We start from the raw sequence: 25,202 nt of genomic DNA on the forward strand, positions 1-25,202 counted from the left end.
GGCCGTCACCGGCAGGCGGGGTTTGCTGCGTCCGGAAACGCCAGGAAGGTGACGGTCGCCGGCACTAGCCGGATCGCCCCCGCAGGTGTTGCGCGCGGCTCAAGTCGGGGCAGTTCGTCGTCGGCACTCAGCGCGAGCGTCTTGCCGTTCAGCTGAACTGTCGCGTCTTGCAGCCGCCTCGCATGTATCGTGTAACGCTCGGCGGGGTGTGACAGCGTCAGGGTCAATGATGCGTGCCGCGACGCGTTGATTGCGAGCATGGACACGGCGCCCCGCATGCCCGGATGGCAATGCGCGTAGAGATGGAGATCTGGCGCGGCGACCGGGTTCGCGTCGAGCACGATCGTTCCCATCAGCCGATGCCAGAGCAGCGCAGCCCAGTAGCTCGGCCGCGGACGGAACGTTCCCTCGTCGAGCAGGCCGTAGTCGCTGGCGGCCAGCGTGTTGTGCATCACCACCTGGACGCCGGCCCTCGCCAGGCGTCCGTGCTGGTCGAGATAGCGGAATGTGTCGAGAAAGGTCTTGTCCGATGGATTGCCGCCGCAGGCGGCGTTTGCCGTCTCCGTCAGCCAGATCGGCTTGCCCGGCTCGAATGCGTCGCGCAGGGCCCGATAGGTCGCGAACGTCGCGTCGGTGCGTGCCAGCCAGTCCGCGGAGAGCGCCTGCGCCGGATCGTCGCGGCCGCCGCAGCGCGGCGAGAGCGTGTTGTAGTGATGATAGGAGAAGCGATCGATGCCGGGGGCGGATGCGGCCAGCAGATCGCGCGTGGTGATGCCCGACCCGGATGGCAACGGCGCGTCGCCGGTTGAACCCGGACCGACGATCAACGTCTCGGGCGCCGCGCGTTGCATCCATTCGCGAAAGATCCTGAAGTCCCGGCCATAAGCGGCCGCATCATATCCCGGCGGTGCGCCGTTCGTCGCCGCAAGCGTCGGCTCGTTCATGAATTCCACCGCCGCGATGTGGCCACCCAGCGAACGCGTCGCGTCGATCAGGCGCTGCGCCTGATCGGTCTTCCACACGCCATCCGCATCGCGGCTGCCCGGACTGATCGCGAAGGAGGTGACGATCTCCGCGTCGACTGCGCGCGCGAAGTCGATGACGTCGCGCCATCGGTTGCGGCTGAGCACGTCATTGAATCCCGGCGGGGGCTTGGCTGGCGCATGGTCCGTGTCGGCAAAGAACGTCGCATTGGCCCAGGTGCCGCTCACGCGCAGATAGGCCGGCGCCAAAGCGGCGGCGAGCTTGCGCAGCCGCGCATTGGCAAGATCGATCGGCGGCCTCTCGCCGTAACGATCCCGCTCATCGAGCGCGCGCATTGTTCGCGGATAAGGCTTCCAGAACCAGCCGCCGGTTACCTCCACCATCTCGATATTGTAGGATTGAAAGCGCGCATCGATCGTCCCGATCGCCTTCAGCTCGGCGGGTGCGATGGAGGCGCCGCCGGCGTGCGCCGCGTCTAACGTTGTGGCAGCGAGCAGGCTCATCAGCAGCATCTGCGGCCGAAGCAGTCCGAAGGCCGACTTGATCCGCGACACGGTCATCTGGTCCGCGGCGCGGGGGCGATGGATTTCCCTCCCGGCCGGCCCTTGCGCACCGAATTCCAGAAATTCTCGGCCGCCCGGGTCATGCGGGCCCGCGTGCGGAACAGCGAGACGCTGATCGGAATGTCCCAATCCGCGCCGCCGGCGCGCAACAGGCGGCCGCTGTCGAGATCGGCGCGGACGAGGCTCATCGGAGCCCACGTCACGCCGCGCCCTTCGCGCGCCATGTCGACCAGCAGCATGACCGGCGCGGCGAAGCCGGGCGCCAGCCACGCCGTCGAATCCTTCGCGGCCAGGAACGAGGTGACGAGCCGCCCCACGCCCGAGCCGGGGTGATAGGCGAGATAGGGCAGCGGCGCGCCCGATGCGCCGGGCAGGGCATAACGAGGCTGTGCCTTTTTGCTGCTGCGTCCACCGCGGCCCGGTTTTGCGGCCGGCGCGCTGATCGGGATCAGCACGTCGGTCGCGAGATCGACGCGCTGGAAGCGGTCCATGTCGAGCCGGCTCACCAGCGTCGGATGGTAGTGCGCCAGCATGAAATGGGCCTGCGCATCCAGAAGTAGCTTCTCGCAGCCGGCGAAATTCGAAGCGACGAGCTGAACGGCCGAGTCGGCCCGCGCGCTGTCGGAGTTGCGAATCCATTCCGGAAAGAAGGTCTGCGACAGTGAATGCGTGGCGGCAAAGGTGATGGTCTCGGCCTTCAGCCGCGCCACTTCGAGCGCTTCCTCGCGTCCGACCAGGACCCGGCGCAGCACGTCCTCCGCGACGGGGCGAAAACTCTCGCCGGCCGGCGTCAGCGTGATCGTGTGGGTCGAACGTTCGAACAGCGGTGTTCCCAGCCACTCCTCGAGCGACCTGATGCGGCGGCTCAGCGCCGGCTGGGTCACATGCCGTCGCTGGGCCGCGCGCGAGAACCCGCCTTCCTCGGCGATGGCAAGGAAATCCTCCAGCCAGACCAGGTCCATGATGCGGTTTTGTCCTCAAATCATACCGATACGGCATTAGCGCCTCGGGCGCTGCTGGTCCAATGTAAACAGCGCAAAACCAGAACAAGGCGCCACTACGCATGGCGCGACGATGCGTTGGAGGAAATCAATTGCAGATCGCCGCAACTCCGCTGTCGGAGCCTATATTGAGCCCGGTTTCCGAACGGCGCCGCAAGCCGCTCTGGCGCGAGCAGTATGTTCTGGTGGTCGCCGGCGCCGCGCTGTGTGCGCTGCTCGGCGCTCTGTTTCCGGCCTTCGCGGTCGAACTCAAGCCGCTCGGCGATGCCTTCATCTCGCTGATCAAGATGACGATCGCGCCGCTGATTTTCCTGGTGGTGGTCACCGGCATCGCGCAGGTCGGTGACATGAAGGCGGTTGGCCGAATCGGCCTCAAGGCCTTTGCCTATTTCGAGGCCGTGACGACGATCTGCCTGTTGATCAGCTTCGTGGTGGTGCGCTGGGTGCAGCCCGGCGCCGGCGTGGCGCATGCCACCGCGCAGCAGGCCGAGACCGTCGCGCGCTATTCGCAGGCTCATGTCGGGTCGCTGTCAGCCTACATCCAGCACATGATCCCGGAGAGTTTTGTCGGCGCGTTCGCGGCCGGCGACGTGCTCCAGGTTCTCGTGCTCGCGCTTCTGTGCGGCATCGGCTTGCTGCTGCTCGGCGAAAAGGCTGCTCCGCTGCGGACGGGCCTTGAGCGGATCACCGAACTCGTCTTCAGCGTCGTGCATGTCGTGGTGGCCTTGGCGCCGATCGGCGCCTTTGGTGCCATGGCTTTCACCGTGGCGAAGTTCGGCGCCGCCACGCTCTATGCGCTGGCGCTATTGGTCGGCACCGCCTGGGCGATGATGGCGTTCTTCATCTTCGTCATTCTCAACGTGATCTGCCGTCTCGCCGGCATCCGCCTGATGGACCTGTTGCGCCTCTTGCGCAACGAGCTGCTCGTCGTGCTCGGCACCTCCTCGTCGGAGACTGCCATCCCCGGCATGATGGAGAAGCTGCCGAAGGCGGGTGTGGGGCGGGCAGTCGCTGGCCTCGTCATTCCCTCCGGCTATTCCTTCAATCTCGATGGTGTCGCGCTGACGCTGCCGCTCTCCACGATGTTCGTCGCCCAGGTCTACGGCATCGAATTGTCGGCCGGCCAGCAATTGAGCCTGTTCGTGGTGATGCTGTTCACCAGCAAAGGCGCCGCGGGCGTCACCGGCGGCGCTTTCGCCGCGCTCGCCGCGACGGTGATCGCCGCGGGGTTGCCGGCGGAGGGACTGGCGCTGCTGCTCGGCATCGACCGCTTCATGTCGCTGGCGCGCGCCATCACCAACACCATCGGCAACGCGGTCGCCGCCATCGTGGTCGCGAAGTGGGATGGAGAATTCAACCGCGAGGACTGGGCCCAGTCCGCCGCTCAAATCCAAGCAGTGAAGTAAGGATCCAAGGCTTTCAATATGGCTACCAACACCAACGAACTGCCCGTCATTGCGCTGACCCCTGGCGACTGTACCGGCATTGGCCCCGAACAGATCGCGCGCATCCTCTCCGACGACCGGCTTGCTGACGCAGCCCGCCTCGTCGTTGTCGGCGATGCCCGCGTGCTCGAGATGGGCATGGCGCATGCCGGCGTGAACCTGAAGGTCGAGCGGATTGCCTCGCCCAAGGCGGCCAATTGGGGCCGCGGCACGGTGCAGCTCGTCGACCTCGGCAACACCGATCCCGCCAAATTCCCGATCGGCAAGGCCAGCGCGGAATCGGGCCGGCTGACCGGCGAGACGCTGTCGCGTGCGATCGATTTCGCCAAGGCGGGCGAGGTCGACGCGATCACGTTTGCGCCGCTCAACAAGCGCGCGATGTTCGACGGCGGATGGAAGTTCCCCGACGAGCACAAGATGTTCGCAAGCCTGCTCGGGCATAAGACCTATTTCTCCGAGATGAACGTGCTCGACGGGCAATGGATGTCGCGCGTGACCGGGCATCAGTCGCTGCGCGAGGCGCTCGACGGCATCAATCCGGCGAGCATCACCGACTCGATCGAACTGGTCGACCGCATGATGCGCAAGGCCGGCGTCGCCAAGCCGCGCATCGCGGTCGCCGCCCTCAATCCGCATGCCGGCGAGAATGGCCTGTTCGGCCGCGACGAGATCGAGATGATCCGCCCGACGGTCGAGGCCGCCGCGAAGACCGGCATCGCCTGCACCGGGCCTTATCCCGCCGACACCGTCTATATCCGCGCCTTCGCCGGCGAATTCGACAGCGTAGTCGCGATGTATCACGACCAGGGCCAGATCGCGACCAAGCTGCGCGGCTTCAACCGCGGCGTCACCGTCACCGCGGGTCTCGAGACCGTCTTCACCACGCCATCGCATGGCACCGCGTTCGACATCGTCGGCACGGGCGTCGCCAAGACCGGCGCGCTCGAAAGCGCGGTCCGCCTTGCAGCGCAACTGGTATCGATCAAGGTCAAGGAGGCTGCCCATGCAAACTGATCGCAGGACCCTGCTCCAGGCGGCGGCCGCGCTGCCGCTTGCAACCGTCGGCGCCAACGCGGCATTCGCGCAGGCACCCACCGCAGCTCCCGCAGCAGCGCCACCCAAGGAGGTGACGCGTGCGCTGGCGCATTATCTCGTGACCGCGAGTTATGACGACCTGCCGGCCAATGTACGCAAGGAAGGCGTGCGCACGCTGCTGAACTGGGTCGGCGTCGCCATTGGCGGATCGCATCACGAGACGGTCGATATCGCGGTCTCCGCGCTCGGTCCGTTCTCCGGGCCGCAGCAGGCCTCGCTGTTCGGGCGGCGCGAGCGGTTCGACATCATGAACGCGGCCTTCATCAACGGTGTGTCGAGCCATATCTTCGACTATGACGACACCCACCTGAAGACGATCATCCATCCTGCCGGTCCCGTGGCCTCGGCCATTCTCGCGCTGTCGGAAATGCAGCCGGTATCGGGCAAGGAATTCCTGAACGCGCTGGTGCTCGGCGTCGAGACCGAGTGCCGGATCGGCAACTCGGTCTATCCGAACCACTACGATGTCGGCTGGCACATCACCGGCACCGCCGGTGTGTTCGGCTCGGCCGCGGCCGTCGGCAAGCTGTTGAAGCTGAACGAGCAGCAGATGACATGGGCGCTCGGCCTTGCCGCCTCGCAGCCGGTGGGCCTGCGCGAGTCCTTCGGCTCGATGAACAAGAGCTTCAATCCAGGCCGTGCCGCATCAAGCGGCATTTTTGCGGCGATCCTGGCCTCGAAGAATTTCACCTCGTCCGACGCCATGATCGAGGCCAAGCGCGGCTGGGCCAACACGATCAGCACCAAGCAGGACTACAACGAGATCCTCGGCGACCTCGGCAAACGCTATGAGGCCGCGCTCAATACCTACAAGCCATTCGCCTGCGGCATCGTCATGCACCCGGCGATCGACGCCGCGATCCAGCTCCGCAACGAGAGCAAGGTGACTGCGGACCAGATCGAGCGCGTCGACCTCAAGGTCCATCCCCTGGTGCTGGAACTCACCGGCAAGAAGACGCCGAAGGCGGGCCTCGAAGGCAAGTTCAGCATCTATCACGCGGTCGCGGTCGCCATCGTCGAGGGCGCCGGCGGCGAGAAGCAGTTCAGCGACCGGGCCGTGACCGATCCGACCGTCGTCGCGCTGCGCGGCAAGGTGAACCCGGTCATAACATCAGGCATCAAGCCGGAGCAGGTCGATCTCACCATCATGCTGAAGGACGGCCGCAAGCTCAACCGCTACATCGAGCATGCGATCGGCAGCGTCGAGGTGCCGATGACCGACAAGCAGCTCGAAACCAAGTTCTCGGACCTTGCCGAGGGTATCATCCCTGGTGCGACGATCCGGCGCGTGATGGACGCCTGCTGGAATGTCGAGAACTTGCCGAACGCGGCGGAGATCGCAAGGATGTCGGTCGCAACCTGACCGCGGAGGAGAACAGCATGCCGTCACGCCGCCGTTTCCTGCAGTCCGCCGGTTCGGTTGCCGCCTTGGTCGCCACCGGCGGCCGTGCGGCTCTCGCGGCGAGCCCAGGTGTCACCGAGCGTCTCGCCCGCTACATGGTCGTCGCGCGCGACCAGGAGCTGCCGGAGCAGGTGCTGCGTGAATGCAAGCATCGCATTCTCGATACGCTCGGTGCGATGGTGTCGGGCTCACGCATGCGGCCGGGCGAGATGGCATTGAAATATATTCGCACGCTCGGCGGTGATGAGCAGGCATCCGTGATCGGTTCCGATTTCCGCACCACGGCGGTCAACGCGGCATTGGCCAACGCGATGTGTGCGCATGCCGACGAGACCGACGATTTCGAGCCCGTCACCAAGGCGCATCCTGGGTGTTCGGTCGTGCCGGCTGCACTCGCGATTGGCGAGCGCGAGCATCGCAGCGGACAGGATTTCATTCGCGCCGTTACGCTCGGCTACGACCTGACCTGCCGGCTGCTGATGGCGCTGGGCCCGGATCTCGTGCGCGGCTCGCATCGGAGCGCGGAGGGAACGTCGTCGACATTTGGCGCGCTCGGCGCCGCCGCATCGCTGGCTCAGCTCGACGAGAAGGGGACGCGCTACGCGATCTCCTATTCGTCGCAGCAGGTGTCCGGCCTCTGGAGCTGGGTCAAGGACAAGGACCATATCGAGAAGGCCTTCGACTTCGCCGGCATGGGCGCACGCAACGGCGTGATGGCCGTCGACATGGTGAAGAATGGCTTAACAGGCGTCGACGACGTGCTCGACGGCACGCATAATCTCTTCATTGCACTGTCGAGCGATCCGAAGCCGGAAGAGATGGTGAAAGAGCTTGGCAGTCGCTTCTACGTCACGGAGACCGCAATCAAGACATTTTCGGTCGGCTATCCCATCCAGTCGCCGCTGGATGCGATGTTGACGCTGCGCAAGCAGCACAGCCTCGCGCCAGACAACGTGCGTAGCATCCTGGTCAAGCTGCCGACCGATGCGATGGGAATTGTGGGCGAGAGCGCGATGCCAGACGTCAACTGCCAGCATCTCGTGGCTGTCGCGCTGGTCAAGGGCGCCGTGTCGTTCAACGACAGTCACGACGTCGCGCTGATGCACGACCCCAAGATCCTCGAACAGCGCGCCAAGGTGACGCTGGCCGACGACAAGGCACTGATGGACCCGGTAGCGCCGCGCGGCGCTGTCGTCGAAGTGACATTGACCGATGGCAAGAAGGTCGAGCACTTCACGAAATATCCGCCGGGCACCAAGGAGAATCCGCTGAGTACGGAAGCCGTGGCGGCCAAGACGCGGGATCTGATTGCACCGGTATTGGGCAGTGACAGGGCCGAGAAGCTGATCGACCAGATTGGTCATCTCGAACGGCTTGACGACGTCGGCAAGTTGAGGCCATTGCTGACGGCGTGATGAATCAATCAACAACAAGACAAACATCAAGGAAGTGCCCATGCGCGGGGTTATGCGACGCACCTTTGTGGCCGCCTGTGCGGCCGTTCTGTTCTCCGGCTTCGCGGTAGCGCAGGATTATCCCTCCCGACCCGTCAAGATCATCGTGCCGTTCCCGGCCGGCGGGTCCAACGACATCATCGCCCGCATCGTCGCGCAGAAGCTGACTGAGCGGAACGGCCAGACCTTCCTCGTTGAGAACCGCGGCGGCGCCGGTGGCAATATCGGTGCCGAGACGGTCGCGAGCGCAGAGCCCGACGGCTACACCTTGCTGCTGACCGCGCCGCCTCCGCTGACGATCAACGGCTCGCTCTACAAGAAGCTGCCGTTCGATCCTGCAAAAGCCTTTGCGCCGGTGGCGCTGATCGCCTCGGTGCCGATCGTGCTGGTTGTCAATCCGTCGGTGCAGGCGAAGAACGTCGGCGAACTGATCGCGCTGGCCAAGGCCAAGCCGGGCTCGCTGAATTTCGGCTCGTCCGGCATCGGCTCGACGAATCATTTGGCGGGCGAATTGCTCAAGAGCATGGCCGGCGTCGACATCGTCCACGTGCCCTATCGTGGCGCGGCGCCGGCGATGAACGACCTGCTCGCGGGCCAGATCCCCTTCATGTTCGACAACATGCCCGCGGTGCTGCCGCAGGTGCAGGGCAAGGCCATCAATGCGATCGCGGTTGCCGGTACCAAGCGTGCGGAAGCACTGCCCGACGTGCCGACCGTGGCCGACACCATTCCCGGCTTCGAGGCTTCGTCCTGGTTTGGGCTGGTGGCGCCGGCCAAGACGCCAGCACCCGCGCTCGCCAAGCTGAGCGGCGAGCTCGAGACCATTCTGAAGATGCCCGACGTCAAGAAGCGGCTTGCCGAGCTTGGCGCCGAGCCCGGCACGGTGTTTGGGCCGGCGTTCGGGCAGTTCATGGCGGACGAAACCACGAAGTGGGGCAAGCTCGTCAAGGCGTCCGGCGCCACAGTGGATTAGGGTAGCGTCATGGATCTCAATCTGGGCGGCAAGGTTGCCGTCGTTACCGGCGGCAGCATCGGTATCGGCCGCGCGATCGCCGCCGAACTCGCGCGCGAGCAGGCGCATGTCGTCATCGTCGCCCGCGATGCCGAGCGGCTTTCGGCGTCAGCACAGGAAATGTCGCGGGACACCGGCCGGCGTGTGATCGCCTGTGCCGGCGACATGACCAAGCCCGACGACATCGCGCGAGCGATGACCACCGCGCGCGAGGCCTTCGGCCGCATCGATATCCTCGTCAACAACGCCGGCGCCTCTCCGATGGGCCGGATCGCGGAGACGCCGGATGCGACCTGGGCCAAATCGATCGAGCTGAAGCTGCTCGGCTACATGCGCTGTGCGCGCAATGTCCTGCCGGAAATGCGCGACCGCCGCTGGGGCCGCGTCATCAACATCATCGGCCGCAGCGGCCACCAGCCGCGCGCGGCCTATATGGCGGGCGGCGCGGTCAACGCGGCGCTGCTGAACTTCACGCTGGCGCTCGCCGAGGAATGCGCGCCCGACAATGTGCTGGTCACCGGCGTCAATCCCGGACCGGTGCAGACCGACCGCTGGGACAGCCTCATCTCTCAAGGTGCGGCGATCGCCGGGCAAGATCAGGGCGCGACCAATGCTGCGGCGATCGCCTCGGTTCCGCTCGGCCGCGTCGGGCAGCCGCACGAGGTGTCCGGCATCGTCGCGTTCCTCTGTTCAGACCGCGCGTCCTTCATTACTGGTACCTGCATCAATGTCGATGGCGGCGGAACGAGGTGTATCTGATGGGTAGCGAACTGCGGAAGATCGGTGTCAGCGAGGATTGCGAGCTTGCGGTTCGCATCGATGATTATCTGCTGCCATGGGACGTCAAACCGCCGGTCGTGATGCTGCACGGGCTCGCCGAGAGCGGCGAGGCGTTCCGGCGCTGGGTGCCCTATTTCGCCACGCATCACCTCGTGGTGCGCCCGGATCTGCGCGGCTACGGCGATTCGACGCCGATGCAGGGCGATTATGTCTATCGCTTCGCAGGCCTTGGCGACGACATCATCCGGATGCTGGACGTGCTGAAGCTCGATCGCGTTTTCCTGGTTGGCGGCAAGATCGGCGGCACCCTGGCGATGCACCTGACCGCAAAACACCCGGATCGCGTGATCGCAGTCGCCGCGGTCGGTGCGCCGGCCTCGCTCACCTCGTTCAACGAGCGGGCGCCGACCTGGCGCAAGCAGATCCGCGAGCAGGGCGTCGAGCCCTGGGTGCGCGAGACCACGGCCGGCCGGCTCGGCTCGTCGCTGCCGCCGGCGGCGCTGGACTGGTGGATCAAGCTGATGTCGAAGACCAAGGCTTCGACGCTGGAGGCGTTTTTGCAGATGGTGCCGACGGTCGATGTCACCGGCGAGCTTCCGTCCATCAAGCGCCCGGCGCTGGTGATCACCACGACCGGCTCCGGTCTCGGCGACGTCGCCTCCGTGAAGGCATGGCAGGAAACGATTCCAGGCTCGAAGCTGGAAGTGCTACCGGGCGATTCCTATCACGTCGCCGCGACTGACCCGGACGCGTGCGCGCAAAAAGTTCGCGCGTTCTTCGATCGCGTCGCGACTTAAGACGTACAGGGCGGGCCATTGGCCCGCCCCGCATTTGGCTCTAAGACTACCGTTCGACAAGAAACGGCAAATATCAGGGAGTGAAGCCATGACAAAAACCACGCGACGCAGCGTGCTCACGGCCGCAGCCGCGATGACAGCGGCAGGCCTTACTGAGGCGGCGCCGGCCGCCGCGCAGGCCGGACCGAAGCCGATCTTCCCGGTGCCGATGGTCACGATTCCGATCGTCGGCGAGACCCAGGTGTTCCAGGTCCGCCGCATCTACTGCATCGGCCGCAACTATGCCGCGCACGCGATCGAGCGCGGGTCGGATCCGAACCGCGAGCCACCCTTCTTCTTCCAGAAGCCGACGGACGCGATCCAGAACGTCGCGATCGGCGAGGTTGCCGACCACCCCTATCCGTCGCTGACCAAGAACTATCATCACGAGGTCGAGCTGGTCGCCGCGCTGAAATCGGGAGGCATCAGCATCCCGGCCGACAAGGCGCTCGATCACGTCTATGGCTACGCGCTCGGCCTCGACATGACCCGGCGCGATCTCCAGAACGGCATGGCCGCGGAGAAGAAGCCCTGGGAGATCGGCAAGAGCTTTGACCACGCCGCGGTGATCGGCCCTATCCACCCCGTGAGCAAAACCGGCCACTTCGAGAAGGGCGCCATTTCGCTCGCGATCAACGGCACGGTGAAACAGAACTCGGATCTCAGCAAGATGATCTGGAGCGTTGCCGAGCAGATCGCAAAGCTCTCCGAAGCGTTCGAGCTGAAGGCCGGCGACGTCATCTATTCCGGCACGCCGGAGAATGTCGGCCCGGTGGTGAAGGGCGACGTTCTGCTGTGCAAGCTCGAGGGCCTGCCGGATATGTCGATCAAGATCGTGTAGTTCTTTACCTCTCCCCGTAAGAACGGGGGCGAGGGAGCGCGCCGTCAGCTTGTCGACGGATTGTCCAATCTTGGAGGCGCTAAATGTTGCGGCGTGGTCTGATTGCTGCGTTGGGCTTGGTCTTCATCATGACCTCCATTCCCAGCTCGAAAGCCGAAGGCCCCGTCGACATCGCGCCGACGGGAGCGCTCCGCGTGGCGGTGGCCGTCGGCCCGGCCGCGTCGGCGTTCTGGACGACGCGCGATCCATCGACCGGAAAACCGCGCGGCGTTACGGTCGAACTCGCCAAGGCTGCCGCTGACAAGCTGCACGTTCCGCTTCAGCTCGTCGAATACCCGAGCTCCGACGAGATCGCCGCCGCCGGCAGCAAGGACGTCTGGGATCTCTCTTTCATGCCGGCGGACGTCAAGCGCGAGCAGTTCGTGGACCAAGGGCCCGCTTACGTCGCCTATATGAGCGGCTATCTCACCCGCGCCGGATCGGACATCCGGATCGTTGCGGATGTCGATCGCGCCGGCATGCGGGTCGGCTGTATCGAAGGGACATCGACGTCACGCACGGTCGAAAAATCCTTGAAGCAGGCGAAGCTGACAAAGTTCGTGAAGCCGGAAGAGGCGGCCGAATTGATCGGCAAGGGGCAGCTCGATGCTCTCGCCATGGGAATGGGAGCCTTGGAAGACCTTTCGCGAAAGCTGCCCGGAACCAAGGTGCTGGATGAGGTGATCCAGTCGACCGGCGTGGTCGTGGTCGTTCCCAAGGGCAAGGCCGTGGCGAAGACCTGGGCGGCGCGCTTCCTGGATGAAGCCAAGATAGACGGCACCGTGCGTCGTGCGCTCGATGGTAATGGATTTACCAGCGACAAGATCGCGCCGTGATCTGGCCCCGCTGGAACCGCGAGTGGCGGCGGAGGTCTTTGAATTGCCGGAGTTCCATCGGCCATTGCCCCGTGTTGGGCAACGAACAAACCTCGTGCGGCCATATTTGAGTAAGAGTGATCTCCCGAGAGGGAGGCGCTTGCGATGAAGAAAGTTCTGATCACTGCGGTCGTGCTGCTGGCTGGCGTGCCTGCGAGCGCCGTTGCGCAGGAGCGCGCTGGTGCTGCGGCGATAGGCGCCGTGTCCGGGGCCGTCGTGCTCGGTCCGGTCGGTGCGGTCGCGGGTGCAGTGATTGGCTATACCGCCGGTCCTTCAATCGCGAGGTCATGGGGCGTGAGAGGTTCGCGGTCGGCAAGACACCAGCAGCCGCCACGCCGCGAGGCGTACCGCGCAGCCGCAACCGGCGCTCCGCCGAGCGCACGTGAGGCGATGAATGCCAACGGCCAGATCAGAGCCGCCAGCAATCCGAATCCGCCGGCTCAAGCCGCGCCTCCGGTGCAGCCAGTTCAAGCTGCCCCGGCTCCGCCGGCGGAGACTTCGACCCCGCCCGTTCAGGGACTCGAATGAGGCTCCGGCTTTAGGCCGCGGTCGTCTTCGGCCGCAGCCGGTCGACGGTCCGTGCGATCAGCGCGGCCACCTCCGGCACTTTTGGACCAATGCGAAATTCCGGCCCTGCGACGACGACCGAGAGCCGGCGATCACCGATCGGCAGCGGGATCGCCGCGCCGGCGAGATCGCGGCTGTAATCGGCAAAGCTCTGGCAATAGCCGCGCGCGATCGAATTGCGCAGCTCGATCTCGACGGCCTCGATGCTGATCGGCGTCGACGGGCCGTATTGCTTGAACTCGATCTTACGATAGACGGAGTCGCGCTCTTCCTGTGAATATTGCAGCAGCAGCGCGCGGCCGCTGGCGGTGGCGTGGATCGGAACGCGGTGCCCGATGGTCGCGAAATAGCGGATCGCGGCCTGGGATTCGACGACGTCGATGAACACCGCCATGACGCCCGCCGGCGCCACAATCGATGCGGTCTCGCCGGTCTCCGCCGAGAGATCTGCGATCAGCTGATGCGTCCACGGCGGCAGCGGCTCGACCTCGGAGATCATCCGCGCCATCGCCAGCCAGCGCGGCGTCGGATAGAAACCGGCGCGCGGCCGCGGCTCATAGAGGTACCCCTTCTCCGACAGCGTCGCGAGCAGGTTGAAGGTCGACGAGCGCGGCCAGCCGAAATGATCGGCGATCTCAGCAAGCGTCGCCGGCTTCCTCGTTTGCGCGAAGAATTCCATGATCTCCAGGACGTTTGCGGCTTGGCGAACGATCATGGTGGCGGCGTTCCGATCTAGGTCTGGCCGAGGATCTTCTTCGCGGCGCGAAGATGCGGCTTGTCGATCATCTGGCCGTCGAGCCGCAGCGTGCCGGAGTTCGGATTGCTCGCGAATGCGGCGATCACTTTTTCCGCCCAGGTGCGCTCAGCCTCGGTCGGCTCGAACGCCGCGTTGACGACGTCGACATGTTTCGGGTGGATCAGCGCCTTCGCCGAAAACCCGTCGCGCCGCGCGGCGCGCGTTTCCTGCTCGAGGCCGGCGAGATTGTCGATGTCAGTATAGACGGTGTCGATCGGCGCGACCTCGGCCGCGGCCGCGGCCATCAGGCAAAGATCGCGCGCGAGGCGGTAGGGGCTGTGGAACACGCCGCCTGCGGCCTTTTCCGTGGCGCCGAGCGAAGCCGAGAGATCCTCCGCACCCCACATCAATCCGGCGAGGCGGGGGGAGCAGCCCTTGTAGCTGCCGAGGCCGAAGATCGAGCTGGCTGTCTCCGTCGCGACGCAGACGATGCGCGTCGCGCCGACGGTGATGCCGGCCGCGGCTTCCAAGGCTTCGAGCCAGGTTGCAACCTGGCGCACGTCATCGCCGCCTTGCGATTTCGGCAGAACGATGCCGTCGGGCTTGCCGGGCATCACCGCGGCGAGATCGGTGAGCGTCAGGCCGGTGTCGAGCGCGTTGACGCGGACATAGAGCTGATGCGGGCCGGGGCGGCCCTTCAGCATCGCAAGCGTCAGGGTGCGCGCCTCCGGCTTCTTGTCGGTGACGACGGAATCCTCGAGATCGATGATCAGCGCGTCGGCCTTGCCTTCGCTCGCCTTCTCGAATTTGCGCGGGGAATCCCCCGGCACGAACAGCATCGAACGCATCAGACCGGCCTCTTGTGCATCATCGCCATGCGGCGGCATTTGCCGACGATCTCGTCGTTCTGGTTCAAGGCGTGGTGCTCGAACTCGACGATACCCGCTCTCGGGCGCGATTTGGATTCCCTCAACGAAAGCACCTTCGTCGTCGCCCGCAAGGTGTCGCCATGGAAGACCGGTTTTGGAAACGTGACGTCGGTCATGCCGAGATTGGCAACAGTGGTCCCCATGGTCGTATCATAGACCGTCATGCCGATCATGATGCCGAGGGTGTAAAGGCTGTTGAAAATGCGCTGGCCGAACTCGGTCTTTTCAGCGAAATGCGCGTCGATATGCAGCGGCTGCGGGTTGAGCGTCAGCAGGCTGAACATGGTGTTGTCCATCTCCGTGACGGTCCGGGTCAGCGGATGCCTGAACTCCTGGCCCACAGAAAAGTCCTCGAAATAAAGCCCGGCCATCGCGGTTTCCTCCCTGTATAGCTGCGATTCTGGCCAGCGCTGCCGTTAGGGCGGCGCGGCCAGGTGAACTGCTTTTTGCTCTGCGAGCTGCTCGATCTCGTCGGTCGAGAAGCCGGCCTCGCGCAAAATGTCGCGGCCATGCTGGCCGAGCGTCGGTGCGGGGCCGGCGGCTTCCGGCTGGGTTACGCTCCAGGTGGAGGGCACGCGCATCTGGCGGATCCGGCCTTCCACGGGATGATCCACCGTCCTGAAGAAGTCGATCGCATTGAGATGCGGATCGTCGAGGATCGTCTCCAGCGTGTGCATCGGCATCACCGGAATGTCGGCGCGCTCGAGCAGATCGCGCCATTCTGCGGTGGTGCGTGTGAGGAAGATGTGGCCGATCTCCTCGTAGATCTCGTCGATGTGCTTCGTCCGCGCGGCGTGGTTGGCGAAGCGCGGCTGATCGAGGAAATGCGGCTGTCCGATCGCCTCGAAGAAGCTGCGCCAGTGCTTGTCGTTGTAGATGAGGACGCAGAGATAGCCGTCACTGGTCTTGTAGGGGCGGCGATAGCGCGACAGCAGGCGGGCATAGCCGCCATGGTCGAGCGGCGGATCGTAGGTGAGGCCGCCCAGATGATCGACCAGCACGAACTCCGTCATCGATTCGAACATCGGCACGTCGATGCGTTGGCCAACGCCGGTGCGGCTCTGATGCATCAGCCCGCCCATGATCGCATTGACCAACATCAGGCCGACGATGCGGTCGGCGATGGTGACGGGGACGTAGCGCGGCGTGCCGTCGCCGGCCGCCGCAAGCAGCGTCGGAATCGTGGCGGCGCCCTGGATGAGATCGTCATAGGCGGGCTTTGCGGCATAGGGCCCGGACTGGCCGTAGCCGAACGCGCCGACATAGATGAGCGCGGGGTTGATCTCGCGAAGTGTCTCGTAGTCGAGGCCGAGCCGCGCCATTGCCTGTGGGCGCACGTTGTAGACGAGCGCGTTGGCGTGCTTCGCCAGCCGCAGCAAGGTGTCGCGGCCTTCCGTCTTCTTCAGGTCGAGCACGATGCTGCGCTTGCCGCGATTGGCATTGAGGAACATCCCGCCCATGCCGGGCGTGCGGCCGGGACCGATCTGGCGAACGATGTCGCCCTCAGGGCTTTCGACCTTGATCACGTCGGCGCCCATGTCCGCCAGCACCTGGGTGCCGTAGGGGCCCATCAGCACCGAGGTCAGGTCGAGAATGGTGAAGCCGGCGAGCGGTCCCATGAGGCCTCGTTGGATAAATTCATATACGTGAAGTTAGAGTTCATAAAATAGCGGTGTCAATTCGGCGACTCCAGTTTACGGCGCATGGCTCCATGAATAATTCATATACTTGACAGATAAATTCACCTATATGTACATTTTCAAGCAAGAAATAGAGCGAGGGCCGGACGGCGCCGCAGCAATTCGCTGCCGCGTTCGGCGTGGGGACGCGTCAAGGAGAACGACATGAAGAAGAATCTGGTCCGGGCTGCAGCAGTGCTCGCTCTCTCGCTGCCGGTCTCGACGCTGCAGGCGCAGGCCCTGGAGCTGAAGGTCGCCGATAGCTTCCCCGCCGGTCACTATCTCGTCCGCCTGATGCTGAAGCCCTGGATGGACGACGTCACAAGGCGCACCAACGGTGCGGTGACCTTCACCTATTATCCGAACCAGCAGATCGGCAAGGCGGCGGACATGCTGCGGCTCACCCAGTCCGGCGTGGTCGATATCGGCTACATCGGACCGTCCTACGTCTCCGACAAGATGCCGCTGTCGGAGGTCGCGCAATTGCCGGGTGCGTTCGAGACTGCGTGCCAGGGCACGATGGCTTATTGGAAGGCTGCGCGCGAAGGCATTCTGGCCAAGCAGGAATACGCGCCGAACAAGATCAAGCTGCTGCTCGCCGTAGTGCTGCCGCCCTACCAGGTGTGGACCGTCAAGTCGAAGGTGGAAACCACCAAGGACATGCAGGGCCTGAAGCTGCGCACCACCGGCGGCGCGCAGGACCTGACGCTGCGTGCGCTCAACGCCGTGCCGGTGCGCATGGCTGCGCCCGATGCCTATGAGTCGCTGTCGCGCGGCACCATGGACGGCCTGCTGTTCCCGCTCGACAGCGTCGTCTCATACGGCCTCGACAAGCTGGTCAAGCACGCCACCGAAGGCGTCAGCTTCGGCAGCTTCATCGTTGCCTACTCCATCAACCAGTCGGTCTGGGACAAGCTACCCGACGACGTGAAGAAGGCGATGAACGAGGCTTCGGAGGCGATTACGCCGCAAGCCTGCGCCGGCGTCGAAAAGGAAGGCGAAGTCACCAGGAAGCAAATGCAGGACGAAGGCATCAGCTTCGATCCGCTGCCGGAGGCGACGCGCACCGAGATCAAGGACAAGCTCAAGGGCGTCGGCAAGGAGTGGGCGAGCGGGCTCGACAGCCGCGGCAAGCAGGCGTCTGCCGCGCTGAAGGAGTTCGACGATCTGCTCGCCGCGGGCGGCGCCAAGTAGAGCGCCAGGTAGTCCGACATCCAACAGGGAGGCGCTAGAGGTGATCAAACGGGCAGGAGATGTGCTCGGCGCGCTGGAGCGCGCGCTGACGGTGATCGCGGTGGTGTTCATGTTCGTGATCATGCTGCTGGTGGTGACCGACGTGTTCATGCGTTACGCGCTGAACAGCCCTTTCTCCTTCACCTATGATCTGATCGGGCTCTATCTCCTCGCTGGCGTGTTCTTCTTCACGCTGTCGGACGCGCTGCGTGAGCATGTCCATGTCGGCGTGGACATCCTCTTGTCGCGCTTCTCGCTGACGGGGCGACGGTTGTCCGAGATCGTCACGGCGCTCGCCGGCCTGTTCGTATTCATCCTGATCTGCAAGGTCGGGTTCGAGCGCGCGCTGGAGAATTACGAGCAGCACGACGTGCTCTCCGGCGCGATCCCCTGGCCGACCTGGATTTCGGCGGCGCTGGTGCCGTTCGGCTGCGGCGTGCTGGTGCTGCGGCTGGCGCTGCAGCTCGTCGGCAATGTGCTGAGTCTCGTCAGCGGCCGCGACCTCTATCCGCTGCCGCCGGTGACCGGCGTCGGCGAAGCACGCGGCTTCGAGTAACGGGCGATATCCCCATGACACCTTTCATCGTTCTCGCCCTGCTGTTCGGCCTGCTTGCCCTCGGCACGCCCGTCGGCTTTGCCATGGCTTTCTCCGGCTCGGTCGGCCTCGTCATGGTTGGCGGATGGCCCACGCTGTTCGGCATCCTGCAGACAGCGCCGCTCTCGACCGTCTCGGCCTACGAGCTGATCACCATTCCGATGTTTCTCTTGATGGCAGACCTCGTGCTGCTGTCGGGTGTCGCGGACGATCTGTTCAAGACCGCTTCGGCCTGGGTCGGCCGCATTCCCGGCGGCCTCGGCATGGCAACCGCGCTCGCCGGCGCCGGTTTTGGCGCGATCTGCGGCACCTCGACCGCTTCCGCCGCGACGCTGTCCTCGACCAGCCTGCCGGCGATGATCCGCCAGGGCTACGAGCCGAAGATGGCGGCCGGCGTCGTTGCGATCTCGGGCACGTTGTCGATGCTGCTGCCGACCAGCGTTGCGCTCGTCATCTTCGGCCTGCTGGCGGAGGTAAACATCGGCAAGCTGCTGATCAGCGGCATCATCCCGGCGATCCTGGTCACGTTCACCATCATGGCCACGATCTACTTCCTGGTCTGGCAGGATCCTTCGCGCGCACCGGCCGCGAAGTCTGTACCGTGGCGCGAGAAGTTTGCGCTGCTGTGGCAGGTCTCGCCGATGGTGGTGCTGTTCTCGATCGTGACAGGCACGATCTATCTCGGCGTCGCAACGCCGACGGAAGCCTCCGCCTTCGGCGCGTTCGGCGCCTTCCTGCTCGCCATCGTCAAGGGCAAGATCACGCCGTCCTCGCTCTATGCGACGCTGCTGCGCGCCTGCCACGGCACCTGCATGATCATCATGATCCTGGTCGGTGCCTCGATCTTCGGCTATTTCTTCACGCTGACCCATGTCACGCAGGACCTCGTCGCCTGGATCGGCAGCCTTCCGGCCTCGCGCTGGGTGATCATTACATTGATCCTGTGCGGCTACATCGTGCTCGGCTCGTTCATGGACCAGATCGCGATCCTGGTGCTGACCGTGCCGATCGTGCTGCCGCTGATCAAGACGCTGGGCTTTGATCCGATCTGGTTCGGCGTCATCAAAATCGTCACCGCAGAAGTCGGCATGATCACGCCGCCGGTCGGGCTCAACTGCTTCATCGTTGCTCGCTATGCCAAGCGGCCGGTGGCGGAAGTGTTCCACGGCACCTTCCCGCACTTCATCGCGCACCTGATCGCAATCGCGATCCTGGTGGCGTTTCCCTCGATCATTCTCTGGCTGCCCTCGCAGATGGGGCGCTAGGCCCAACGAGCCTCCATAAGGAGACCATCATGGATTTCGCGCTCACCGATCAGCAGGAAGCCATTCGTGCCGCCGTCGCAAAAGTTTGCGAGGACTTTCCCGACGCCTATTGGCTGAAGAAGGACCACGACGGCGGCTTCCCGCACGACTTCCACAAGGCGATGGCCGATGCCGGCTGGCTCGGCATCTGCGTGCCGGAGGAATATGGCGGCTCCGGGCTCGGCATCACCGAGGCCGCGATCATGATGCGCGCCATCGCGGAATCCGGCGCCGGCATGTCCGGCGCCTCCGCGGTGCACATCAACGTCTTCGGGCTCAACCCCGTCGTGGTGTTCGGCACCGAGGAGCAGCGCAAGCGCATGCTGCCGCCGATGGTCGAGGGCCGCGAGAAGGCGTGCTTCGCCGTCACCGAGCCCAACACCGGCCTCAACACCACGCAACTCAAGACCCGTGCCGTCGCCAAGAACGACCGCTACATCGTCAACGGCCAGAAGGTGTGGATCTCCACCGCGCAGGTCGCGCACAAGATCCTGCTGCTGGCGCGCACCACGCCGCTGGAGGACGTGCGGTCGCCGACCCATGGCCTCAGCCTCTTCTACACGGATTTCGACCGCAAGAAGATCAAGGTCCACGAGATCGAGAAGATGGGCCGCAAGATCGTCGATTCCAACGAGCTGTTCTTCGAGGATTTCGAGATCCCGATGGAGGACCGCATCGGCGAAGAGGGCAAGGGTTTTCAGTACATCCTCGAAGGCATGAACCCCGAGCGTATCCTGATCGCGGCGGAAGCGGTCGGCCTCGGCAAGCTCGCGCTGTCGCGCGCGACCGAATACGCCAAGACGCGCGTGGTGTTCAACCGTCCGATCGGCAAGAACCAGGGCATCCAGCATCCGCTCGCGGTGAACTGGGTCGAGCTCGAGGCGGCCTGGCTGATGGTGATGCAGGCAGCCTGGCAATACGACAAGGGCTTGCCTTGCGGCGCTGGCGCGAACGCCGCGAAATATTTCGCAGGCGAAGCCGGCTACCATGCCTGCGAGCAGGCAGTGATGACCCATGGCGGCTTCGGCTATGCCAAGGAATTCCACGTCGAGCGTTATCTGCGCGAGGTCCTGATCCCGCGCATCGCGCCGGTCAGCCCGCAGCTCGCGCTCAGCTTCATCGCGGAAAAGGTGCTCGGGCTGGCGAAGTCTTACTAGTCTTCGCGCGGATCGCTTAGCGGGGACGCCAATGAACCTCGACTTCTCCGGCCTGATCCGGGAGGGCGACCGTGTCGTGTGCGGGCAGGCAACGGCTGAGCCGGTCACCCTGACCGAAGCGCTGGTCGCGCAAGCCGGGCATCTGCCGGCGTTCCGCATGATGGTCGGTCCAATATTCTCCGACACGTTTTCCGCCGCGTGCGCGCCCAACATCTCGTTCCAGAGCTATGGCGTGATCGGGAATGCGCGGCGGCTCGCGAAAGCGGGACGGCTCGACGTGATCCCGAGCAACTACAGCGCCTTCTGCGCCGATTTCGCCTCACGGCGCCATCGTGCGGATGTGGTGCTGGTGCAACTCGCCGAGTCCGGCGATGGTCGATTGAGCGCAAGCCTCTCCAACGATTATGTCATCGATGCCGCACGGGGCGCGCGAGTGGTCATCGCCGAGATCAATCCGGATGCGCCCCTTACGTTCGGGGCGGAATGGCCCGAGGACGTGCCGATCCATTTGCGTGTGCCGGCCCGGCGCCCGCCGGTGGAATTGGCCTCGCCCCCGATCGATGACATCTCCCGGCTGATCGCCGCGCATGCGGCGAGCCTGATCGCCGACGGCAGTACGCTTCAGTTCGGTGTGGGACGCATTCCGGACGCGATCCTGTCCTCGCTCTCCCATGCCCGCAATCTCGGCATCCATTCCGGCCTGATCAATGACGCCGTTGTCGACCTGATCGAGCGCGGCGCGGTGACGAATGCAGAGAAGGGAATCGATGCCGGGACCACGGTGACGAACCAGGTGATCGGCACGAAGCGGCTCTATCGCTTCGTGCACGAGAACAAGGCGGTTTCGGTGCGGCCGACGTCATATACGCACGGCCAGAATGTGCTGGCGTGGATCAACCGGCTGGTCGCGATCAACTCGGCGCTCCAGGTCGGGCTCGATGGCAGCGTCAACTCCGAAACGCTTAACGGCGTCGCGATCGGCGCCATCGGCGGGCAGCTCGATTTCGTGCGCGGTGCCAATGCATCGCCCGGGGGCAGGGCGATCATCGCGCTGCCGGCGACGGCGTCCGACGGGACCAGCCGCATTGTCGTCCATGTGGAGACCGTGACGACGCCGCGCGCCGATGTCGATGCCATCGTGACCGAATGGGGCGTTGCAGAGCTGCGTGGTTGCGGACTTGCCGAGCGCGCGCGCCGCATGGTCGCGATCGCGGCGCCCGGGCACCGCGATGCGCTGTCGGCACAACTTCGCGCCGCGCGCTAGAATCTGGCGAGCCATCTGAAACAGGCGGGCCTATTCGGCGGCGATCCGTTCCATTGCCATGGCGCGAAGCCGGGCGCGCTGGATTTTCACACCGTTGGCGCTGTCGGTGACGGGGAAAGCGTCGACGATATAGATTCGTGCCGGCACCTTATAGCCGGCCAGCCGCTCGCGCAGGCGGGCCACCAGCATCTCCTGCTGCGGCGGCTCCTCGGCCGGAATCACAAAGGCGACGCAGCGCGCCTGACCCCTAAGATCGACCGCGACAACCTGGGCGTCGGCAACCCCCGTGCAGGCTTTGAGCTCGTCCTCGATCTCGCCGGGCGCAACCAGGAAGCCGCCGAGCCGCATCGCATCGCCCGCGCGGGTCTCGTAGACGAAGGCGCCGTCGCTGCGCATCCGGCCGATGTCGCCGGTGCGGAAGAAGCCGTCCGCGGTGATCGCGTCGTGCGTCGCATCCGGGTTGTTGAAATAGCCGAGGAAGCGCGAGGGCGCGCTGATCTCGATCTCGCCGGAGACGCCTTGCGCCGCCAGCTCCCCGGTCTCAGTGTCGCGCACGCGCACCTTCGCGTCGGGAGACATCGGCCAGCCGCCGCCTTCGATGCGAGCGGCGAAGGCATCACCGGAGCGGGCGATCGAGAACAGCGCCTGCACCTCGCTCGAACCGTAGAGGCCGAACAGCGGCATGCCGCGCGCCTCGGCCTCCGCGGCGAGTTCACGCCAGCCGGGCTGGAACGCGGCGAAGCCGCAGACTTCGAGATGCGGGAATGGCCGTGGTGTGTCGGCGAGCGCGAGGATGCGGCGGAACATCTCGTCGGAGCCGAAGGCGTGCGTGATCTTGTGTTCGCCAAGGACCTTCGACGCTGATGCCGCCTCGAAAGCATCGAGCACATGGATGGTCGCGCCGGCTGCGATGAAGCCGAGCAGGCTGGTCATGCCAAAGGTGCCGCAGAACGGCAGCATGGCCAGCAGCGAATGGCGCTGTGGCGAGAGTTTCAGCGCCTTGGCGACGGAGGCGGCGTGCGTGGCGAGCGTCCGCTGCGAATGCGCGACGAGCTTCGGTCCCTTGGTCGTGCCCGATGTCGTGTAGAGCAGCACCGGCAGATCGACCTCGTCCCGCGCCGGCGGTGCTGGCGGATAGGACGTCTCGAACGCATCGAAGCGCACACAGGGCCAGTGTGCGGGGATCGCATCCCCGCCAACCACCGCGAGCCTTTGCAGCGCGGGCACTTCGTCCCTGGTGACCCCGGCGAGGATGGCGGCAAAATCGATCGAGCGGAACGCGGCCTCGACCACCATCAGCCTGGCGCCGGACACCTTGAGCAGATGGCCGACTTCCGCGCTGCGGTAGCGGGTATTGACCGAGGCGACGATCGCACCGCAGCGGGCGGCGGCGAACAGCAGTGCGATCCATTCGACCCGGTTGACCAGCCAGACCGCGACCACGTCGCCCCGGCCGATGCCTTGCGCGGCAAGCCATGCGGCGGTCTGCTCGACCTTCCCGGAGAATTCCGCGCGCGAGACCGGCCTGCCGTCAAACACGAAGGCGGGCTCGGCGCCTTCGGTGCCGATCAGCGATTGAAGCGAAAATTGGTTGACGCTCATGGCAACCGGACTAACCCGATCGCGCAGACCTGTCTACTTGGTGCCGAACATCCGGTCGCCGGCATCGCCCAGGCCCGGCACGATGTAGCCGTGGTCGTTGAGCCGCTCGTCGATCGCGGCGGTCCAGATCGGCACGTCGGGATGCTCGCTCTGGAACTGCGCGATGCCTTCGGGCGCGGCCAGAAGGCAGACGAAGCGGATGTCGCGGGCGCCGCGCGCCTTGAGCAGGGAGGCGCCGGCGCAGGCCGAGTTGCCGGTCGCCAGCATCGGGTCCATCAGGATCACGGTGCGGTCGGACAGGTCCTGCGGCGCCTTGAAGTAATATTCCACGGCCTGCAATGTCTCGGGGTCGCGGTAGAGCCCGATATGGGCGATGCGCGCCGAGGGCATCAGCGCCAGCATGCCGTCGAGGAAGCCGACGCCGGCGCGCAGGATCGGCGCCAGCGTGAGCTTCTTGCCGGCAATCTTCGGTGCCCGCATCGGCGAGATCGGCGTCTCGATCTCCACCAGCTCCAAAGGCAGATCGCGCGTCACCTCGTAGCCGAGCAGCATCCCGATCTCGTTCAGGATCTCGCGAAAACTCTTGGTCGAGCGGTCCTTCTCCCGCATGAGGGAGAGCTTGTGCTGGACCAGGGGGTGGGCGACGACGTTGACGCTGCTTGTGCTCATGAAACCGATCTACACGGTTCCGTGAAATAGCGCCAGATCGGCCAGATCTTTTCGCGGGGATACGCGGCCTCACGCGGGCATCGCGACGGCGCTACGTACCCAGCTGCTCGCCTCGTAGGCAGCCATGGTCAATTCACGGTCCATCGATGTGCCGGGTTCTAAACTCCCAGCCCGCGTGCCACGAGCGTGATCACGATTGTCAGGACCGCGCCCCAGATCAGGCTCAGCGTCATGGTCAGGATCGTTGTCGTGACCGCCTGCTCCAGATTTCCCTTGAGGAGCTGCATGCTACTTGTCCGTGGCAGGCGCGACGCCGATGCGCAGGCCGAGCAGCAATGCACCCATCACCGCAACCAGGATGGCGATCTTGAGCTCGATCATGTCCGCAGCCTTGCCGCCGCGCGGGCCAGGAGCCGCCTCGCGCCCTCCGCCAGCGCAATCAGCGGATTGCCGCGGTTCTCGATATCGAGCTCGAAGGTCTCGGCGGGAAACACCAGCGCGCATCTTGCGGGCCCACTCTGCCGGTTGGCGAAGTCGACCGCGGAGCTCTTGAACAGGAAGAGACCGCCGATGCGTCCATGCGCCTCGCGCGCGACCCAGAGGCCGGCGCCGTTGCGCCCGATGAAGAAGGCGGGGATGGCGGTGCTGATGACATCCGGGTCGATCGGTCCAAGGCACGCCGCGGACGCGGCGATTGTCGGTCGCTCGGGCTGGCGACGCGCGGCTTGAAGGGCGATCGCGGCCATGGCGGCTTCCTCACACATCTGCAAGGTCATGATGGTCTCCCATGCCGTCAGGCGTGGAGGTGCCAGACATAGATCGCGGTCTTCAGCGCGATCAGCGCTGCGAGCACGCTGCCCATCGAGAGCAGGGTCAGCGCGCTGAGCGCGAGGCGCTTGAGCTGTGCCTTGCGCTCCGGCGAGATCCGTGCGGGGCGTTCGGCCCAGCCAAGGGAGCGCTCAGCGCCATGTGTCAGCATCGACATGTCTGCATTCCTTCGTCAGCGTGGCGGTGGCCGAGGCCGCCGCAATCTGCCTCGTATGATGTCCATCGTTGCGTAGGATTGCGAGATGAGCGCCGAGGCACCAGTATAGGAATGCTATAATGATGCCGACCGTCGCGCCGGCAGCCCTCTGAAGA

General features: G+C 65.1%; 25 protein-coding genes and 1 pseudogene. 15 read left to right on the forward strand and 11 right to left on the reverse strand.

Features of this window, described 5'->3' with window-relative positions; genetic code table 11:
* Positions 1–5: 5 nt before the first annotated feature.
* Both AB7G19_RS08485 and AB7G19_RS08490 read right to left on the reverse strand, forming a co-directional pair.
* Entirely contained in the window at positions 6–1,544 is a 1,539-nt protein-coding gene (locus AB7G19_RS08485; protein WP_085405263.1) for a hypothetical protein, read from the reverse strand.
* Positions 1,541–2,509, reverse strand: coding sequence for a LysR family transcriptional regulator (locus AB7G19_RS08490; protein WP_085405262.1), 969 nt, complete (start codon positions 2,507–2,509; stop codon positions 1,541–1,543). Before AB7G19_RS08490 ends, AB7G19_RS08485 begins: the two co-directional genes overlap by 4 nt.
* A 167-nt stretch (positions 2,510–2,676) precedes the next feature.
* On the opposite strand from AB7G19_RS08490, the gene AB7G19_RS08495 reads away from it, so the two are divergent.
* The 10 genes from AB7G19_RS08495 (at position 2,677) to AB7G19_RS08540 (ending at position 12,855) form a co-directional block, all read left to right on the forward strand.
* Positions 2,677–3,954 (forward strand): cation:dicarboxylate symporter family transporter, encoded by a 1,278-nt coding sequence (locus AB7G19_RS08495; protein ID WP_245344272.1) that lies wholly within the window; start codon positions 2,677–2,679, stop codon positions 3,952–3,954.
* 18 nt (positions 3,955–3,972) lie between these two features.
* Complete coding sequence (locus AB7G19_RS08500; protein ID WP_441267750.1) at positions 3,973–5,007, forward strand: PdxA family dehydrogenase; 1,035 nt, start codon at positions 3,973–3,975, stop codon at positions 5,005–5,007.
* Positions 4,997–6,451, forward strand: coding sequence for an MmgE/PrpD family protein (locus tag AB7G19_RS08505; protein WP_063981368.1), 1,455 nt, complete (start codon positions 4,997–4,999; stop codon positions 6,449–6,451). The genes AB7G19_RS08500 and AB7G19_RS08505 overlap by 11 nt, the downstream gene beginning before the upstream one ends.
* Positions 6,452–6,468: 17 nt before the next feature.
* Entirely contained in the window at positions 6,469–7,905 is a 1,437-nt protein-coding gene (locus tag AB7G19_RS08510) for an MmgE/PrpD family protein (RefSeq protein WP_441267751.1), read from the forward strand.
* Between the two features lie 40 nt (positions 7,906–7,945).
* Entirely contained in the window at positions 7,946–8,917 is a 972-nt protein-coding gene (locus AB7G19_RS08515; protein ID WP_441267752.1) for a Bug family tripartite tricarboxylate transporter substrate binding protein, read from the forward strand.
* Positions 8,918–8,926: 9 nt separating this feature from the next.
* A complete protein-coding gene (locus AB7G19_RS08520) occupies positions 8,927–9,715 on the forward strand; it encodes an SDR family NAD(P)-dependent oxidoreductase (RefSeq protein WP_085405256.1) in 789 nt (262 codons plus the stop codon).
* Positions 9,715–10,533: an alpha/beta fold hydrolase gene (locus AB7G19_RS08525; protein ID WP_085405255.1), complete on the forward strand. Its 819-nt coding sequence runs from the start codon at positions 9,715–9,717 to the stop codon at positions 10,531–10,533. The genes AB7G19_RS08520 and AB7G19_RS08525 overlap by 1 nt, the downstream gene beginning before the upstream one ends.
* A gap of 88 nt (positions 10,534–10,621) precedes the next feature.
* Complete coding sequence (locus tag AB7G19_RS08530; protein WP_085405254.1) at positions 10,622–11,413, forward strand: fumarylacetoacetate hydrolase family protein; 792 nt, start codon at positions 10,622–10,624, stop codon at positions 11,411–11,413.
* A gap of 83 nt (positions 11,414–11,496) precedes the next feature.
* Positions 11,497–12,288, forward strand: coding sequence for a transporter substrate-binding domain-containing protein (locus AB7G19_RS08535; RefSeq protein WP_085405253.1), 792 nt, complete (start codon positions 11,497–11,499; stop codon positions 12,286–12,288).
* Positions 12,289–12,432: 144 nt separating this feature from the next.
* A complete protein-coding gene (locus AB7G19_RS08540) occupies positions 12,433–12,855 on the forward strand; it encodes a hypothetical protein (protein ID WP_135214837.1) in 423 nt (140 codons plus the stop codon).
* A gap of 10 nt (positions 12,856–12,865) precedes the next feature.
* On the opposite strand, the gene AB7G19_RS08545 is transcribed toward AB7G19_RS08540, so the two are convergent.
* The 4 genes and pseudogenes from AB7G19_RS08545 to AB7G19_RS08560 all read right to left on the reverse strand — a co-directional run bounded on the left by AB7G19_RS08545 (position 12,866) and on the right by AB7G19_RS08560 (position 16,178).
* Positions 12,866–13,609, reverse strand: a complete 744-nt coding sequence (locus tag AB7G19_RS08545; RefSeq protein WP_063981375.1) for an IclR family transcriptional regulator — start codon at positions 13,607–13,609, stop codon at positions 12,866–12,868.
* Between the two features lie 17 nt (positions 13,610–13,626).
* Positions 13,627–14,478 carry an HpcH/HpaI aldolase/citrate lyase family protein gene (locus AB7G19_RS08550; protein ID WP_085405322.1) on the reverse strand — a complete coding sequence of 284 codons (852 nt, stop codon included), beginning with the start codon at positions 14,476–14,478 and terminating at the stop codon, positions 13,627–13,629.
* Positions 14,478–14,945 (reverse strand): annotated as a pseudogene (locus AB7G19_RS08555) (MaoC family dehydratase); the annotation flags it as partial. The gene AB7G19_RS08550 and the pseudogene AB7G19_RS08555, both read right to left, overlap by 1 nt.
* 30 nt (positions 14,946–14,975) lie before the next feature.
* Entirely contained in the window at positions 14,976–16,178 is a 1,203-nt protein-coding gene (locus AB7G19_RS08560) for a CaiB/BaiF CoA transferase family protein (RefSeq protein WP_085405251.1), read from the reverse strand.
* Between the two features lie 225 nt (positions 16,179–16,403).
* On the opposite strand from AB7G19_RS08560, the gene AB7G19_RS08565 reads away from it, so the two are divergent.
* Genes AB7G19_RS08565 through AB7G19_RS08585 form a run of 5 tightly spaced genes read left to right on the forward strand, consistent with a single transcriptional unit; the run spans position 16,404 to position 21,791 of the window.
* The gene (locus AB7G19_RS08565) at positions 16,404–17,432 is read left to right on the forward strand and encodes a TRAP transporter substrate-binding protein (RefSeq protein WP_085405250.1); all 1,029 of its coding nucleotides are present in this window, start codon (positions 16,404–16,406) and stop codon (positions 17,430–17,432) included.
* Between the two features lie 40 nt (positions 17,433–17,472).
* On the forward strand, positions 17,473–18,027 hold the full coding sequence (locus AB7G19_RS08570) for a TRAP transporter small permease (protein WP_028147088.1): 555 nt from the start codon (positions 17,473–17,475) through the stop codon (positions 18,025–18,027).
* Positions 18,028–18,041: 14 nt separating this feature from the next.
* Positions 18,042–19,331, forward strand: a complete 1,290-nt coding sequence (locus tag AB7G19_RS08575; protein WP_071910094.1) for a TRAP transporter large permease — start codon at positions 18,042–18,044, stop codon at positions 19,329–19,331.
* 29 nt (positions 19,332–19,360) lie between these two features.
* Positions 19,361–20,527 (forward strand): acyl-CoA dehydrogenase family protein, encoded by a 1,167-nt coding sequence (locus tag AB7G19_RS08580; RefSeq protein ID WP_071910096.1) that lies wholly within the window; start codon positions 19,361–19,363, stop codon positions 20,525–20,527.
* Between the two features lie 31 nt (positions 20,528–20,558).
* The gene (locus AB7G19_RS08585) at positions 20,559–21,791 is read left to right on the forward strand and encodes an acetyl-CoA hydrolase/transferase family protein (RefSeq protein ID WP_085405249.1); all 1,233 of its coding nucleotides are present in this window, start codon (positions 20,559–20,561) and stop codon (positions 21,789–21,791) included.
* Positions 21,792–21,821: 30 nt separating this feature from the next.
* On the opposite strand, the gene AB7G19_RS08590 is transcribed toward AB7G19_RS08585, so the two are convergent.
* From AB7G19_RS08590 to AB7G19_RS08610, 5 genes are all read right to left on the reverse strand, one after another.
* Complete coding sequence (locus tag AB7G19_RS08590; RefSeq protein WP_085405248.1) at positions 21,822–23,393, reverse strand: AMP-binding protein; 1,572 nt, start codon at positions 23,391–23,393, stop codon at positions 21,822–21,824.
* Between the two features lie 33 nt (positions 23,394–23,426).
* The gene (gene upp, locus AB7G19_RS08595) at positions 23,427–24,062 is read right to left on the reverse strand and encodes a uracil phosphoribosyltransferase (protein ID WP_085405247.1); all 636 of its coding nucleotides are present in this window, start codon (positions 24,060–24,062) and stop codon (positions 23,427–23,429) included.
* Positions 24,063–24,220: 158 nt separating this feature from the next.
* Entirely contained in the window at positions 24,221–24,349 is a 129-nt protein-coding gene (locus AB7G19_RS08600; RefSeq protein ID WP_256478590.1) for a hypothetical protein, read from the reverse strand.
* A 90-nt stretch (positions 24,350–24,439) separates the two neighbouring features.
* Entirely contained in the window at positions 24,440–24,838 is a 399-nt protein-coding gene (locus AB7G19_RS08605; RefSeq protein WP_085405246.1) for a hypothetical protein, read from the reverse strand.
* 17 nt (positions 24,839–24,855) lie between these two features.
* A complete protein-coding gene (locus tag AB7G19_RS08610; protein WP_085405245.1) occupies positions 24,856–25,047 on the reverse strand; it encodes a hypothetical protein in 192 nt (63 codons plus the stop codon).
* Between the last annotated feature and the right edge of the window lie 155 nt (positions 25,048–25,202).

The sequence above is a fragment of the Bradyrhizobium sp. 215_C5_N1_1 genome, assembly GCF_052075935.1.
GTDB lineage: Bacteria > Pseudomonadota > Alphaproteobacteria > Rhizobiales > Xanthobacteraceae > Bradyrhizobium > Bradyrhizobium barranii.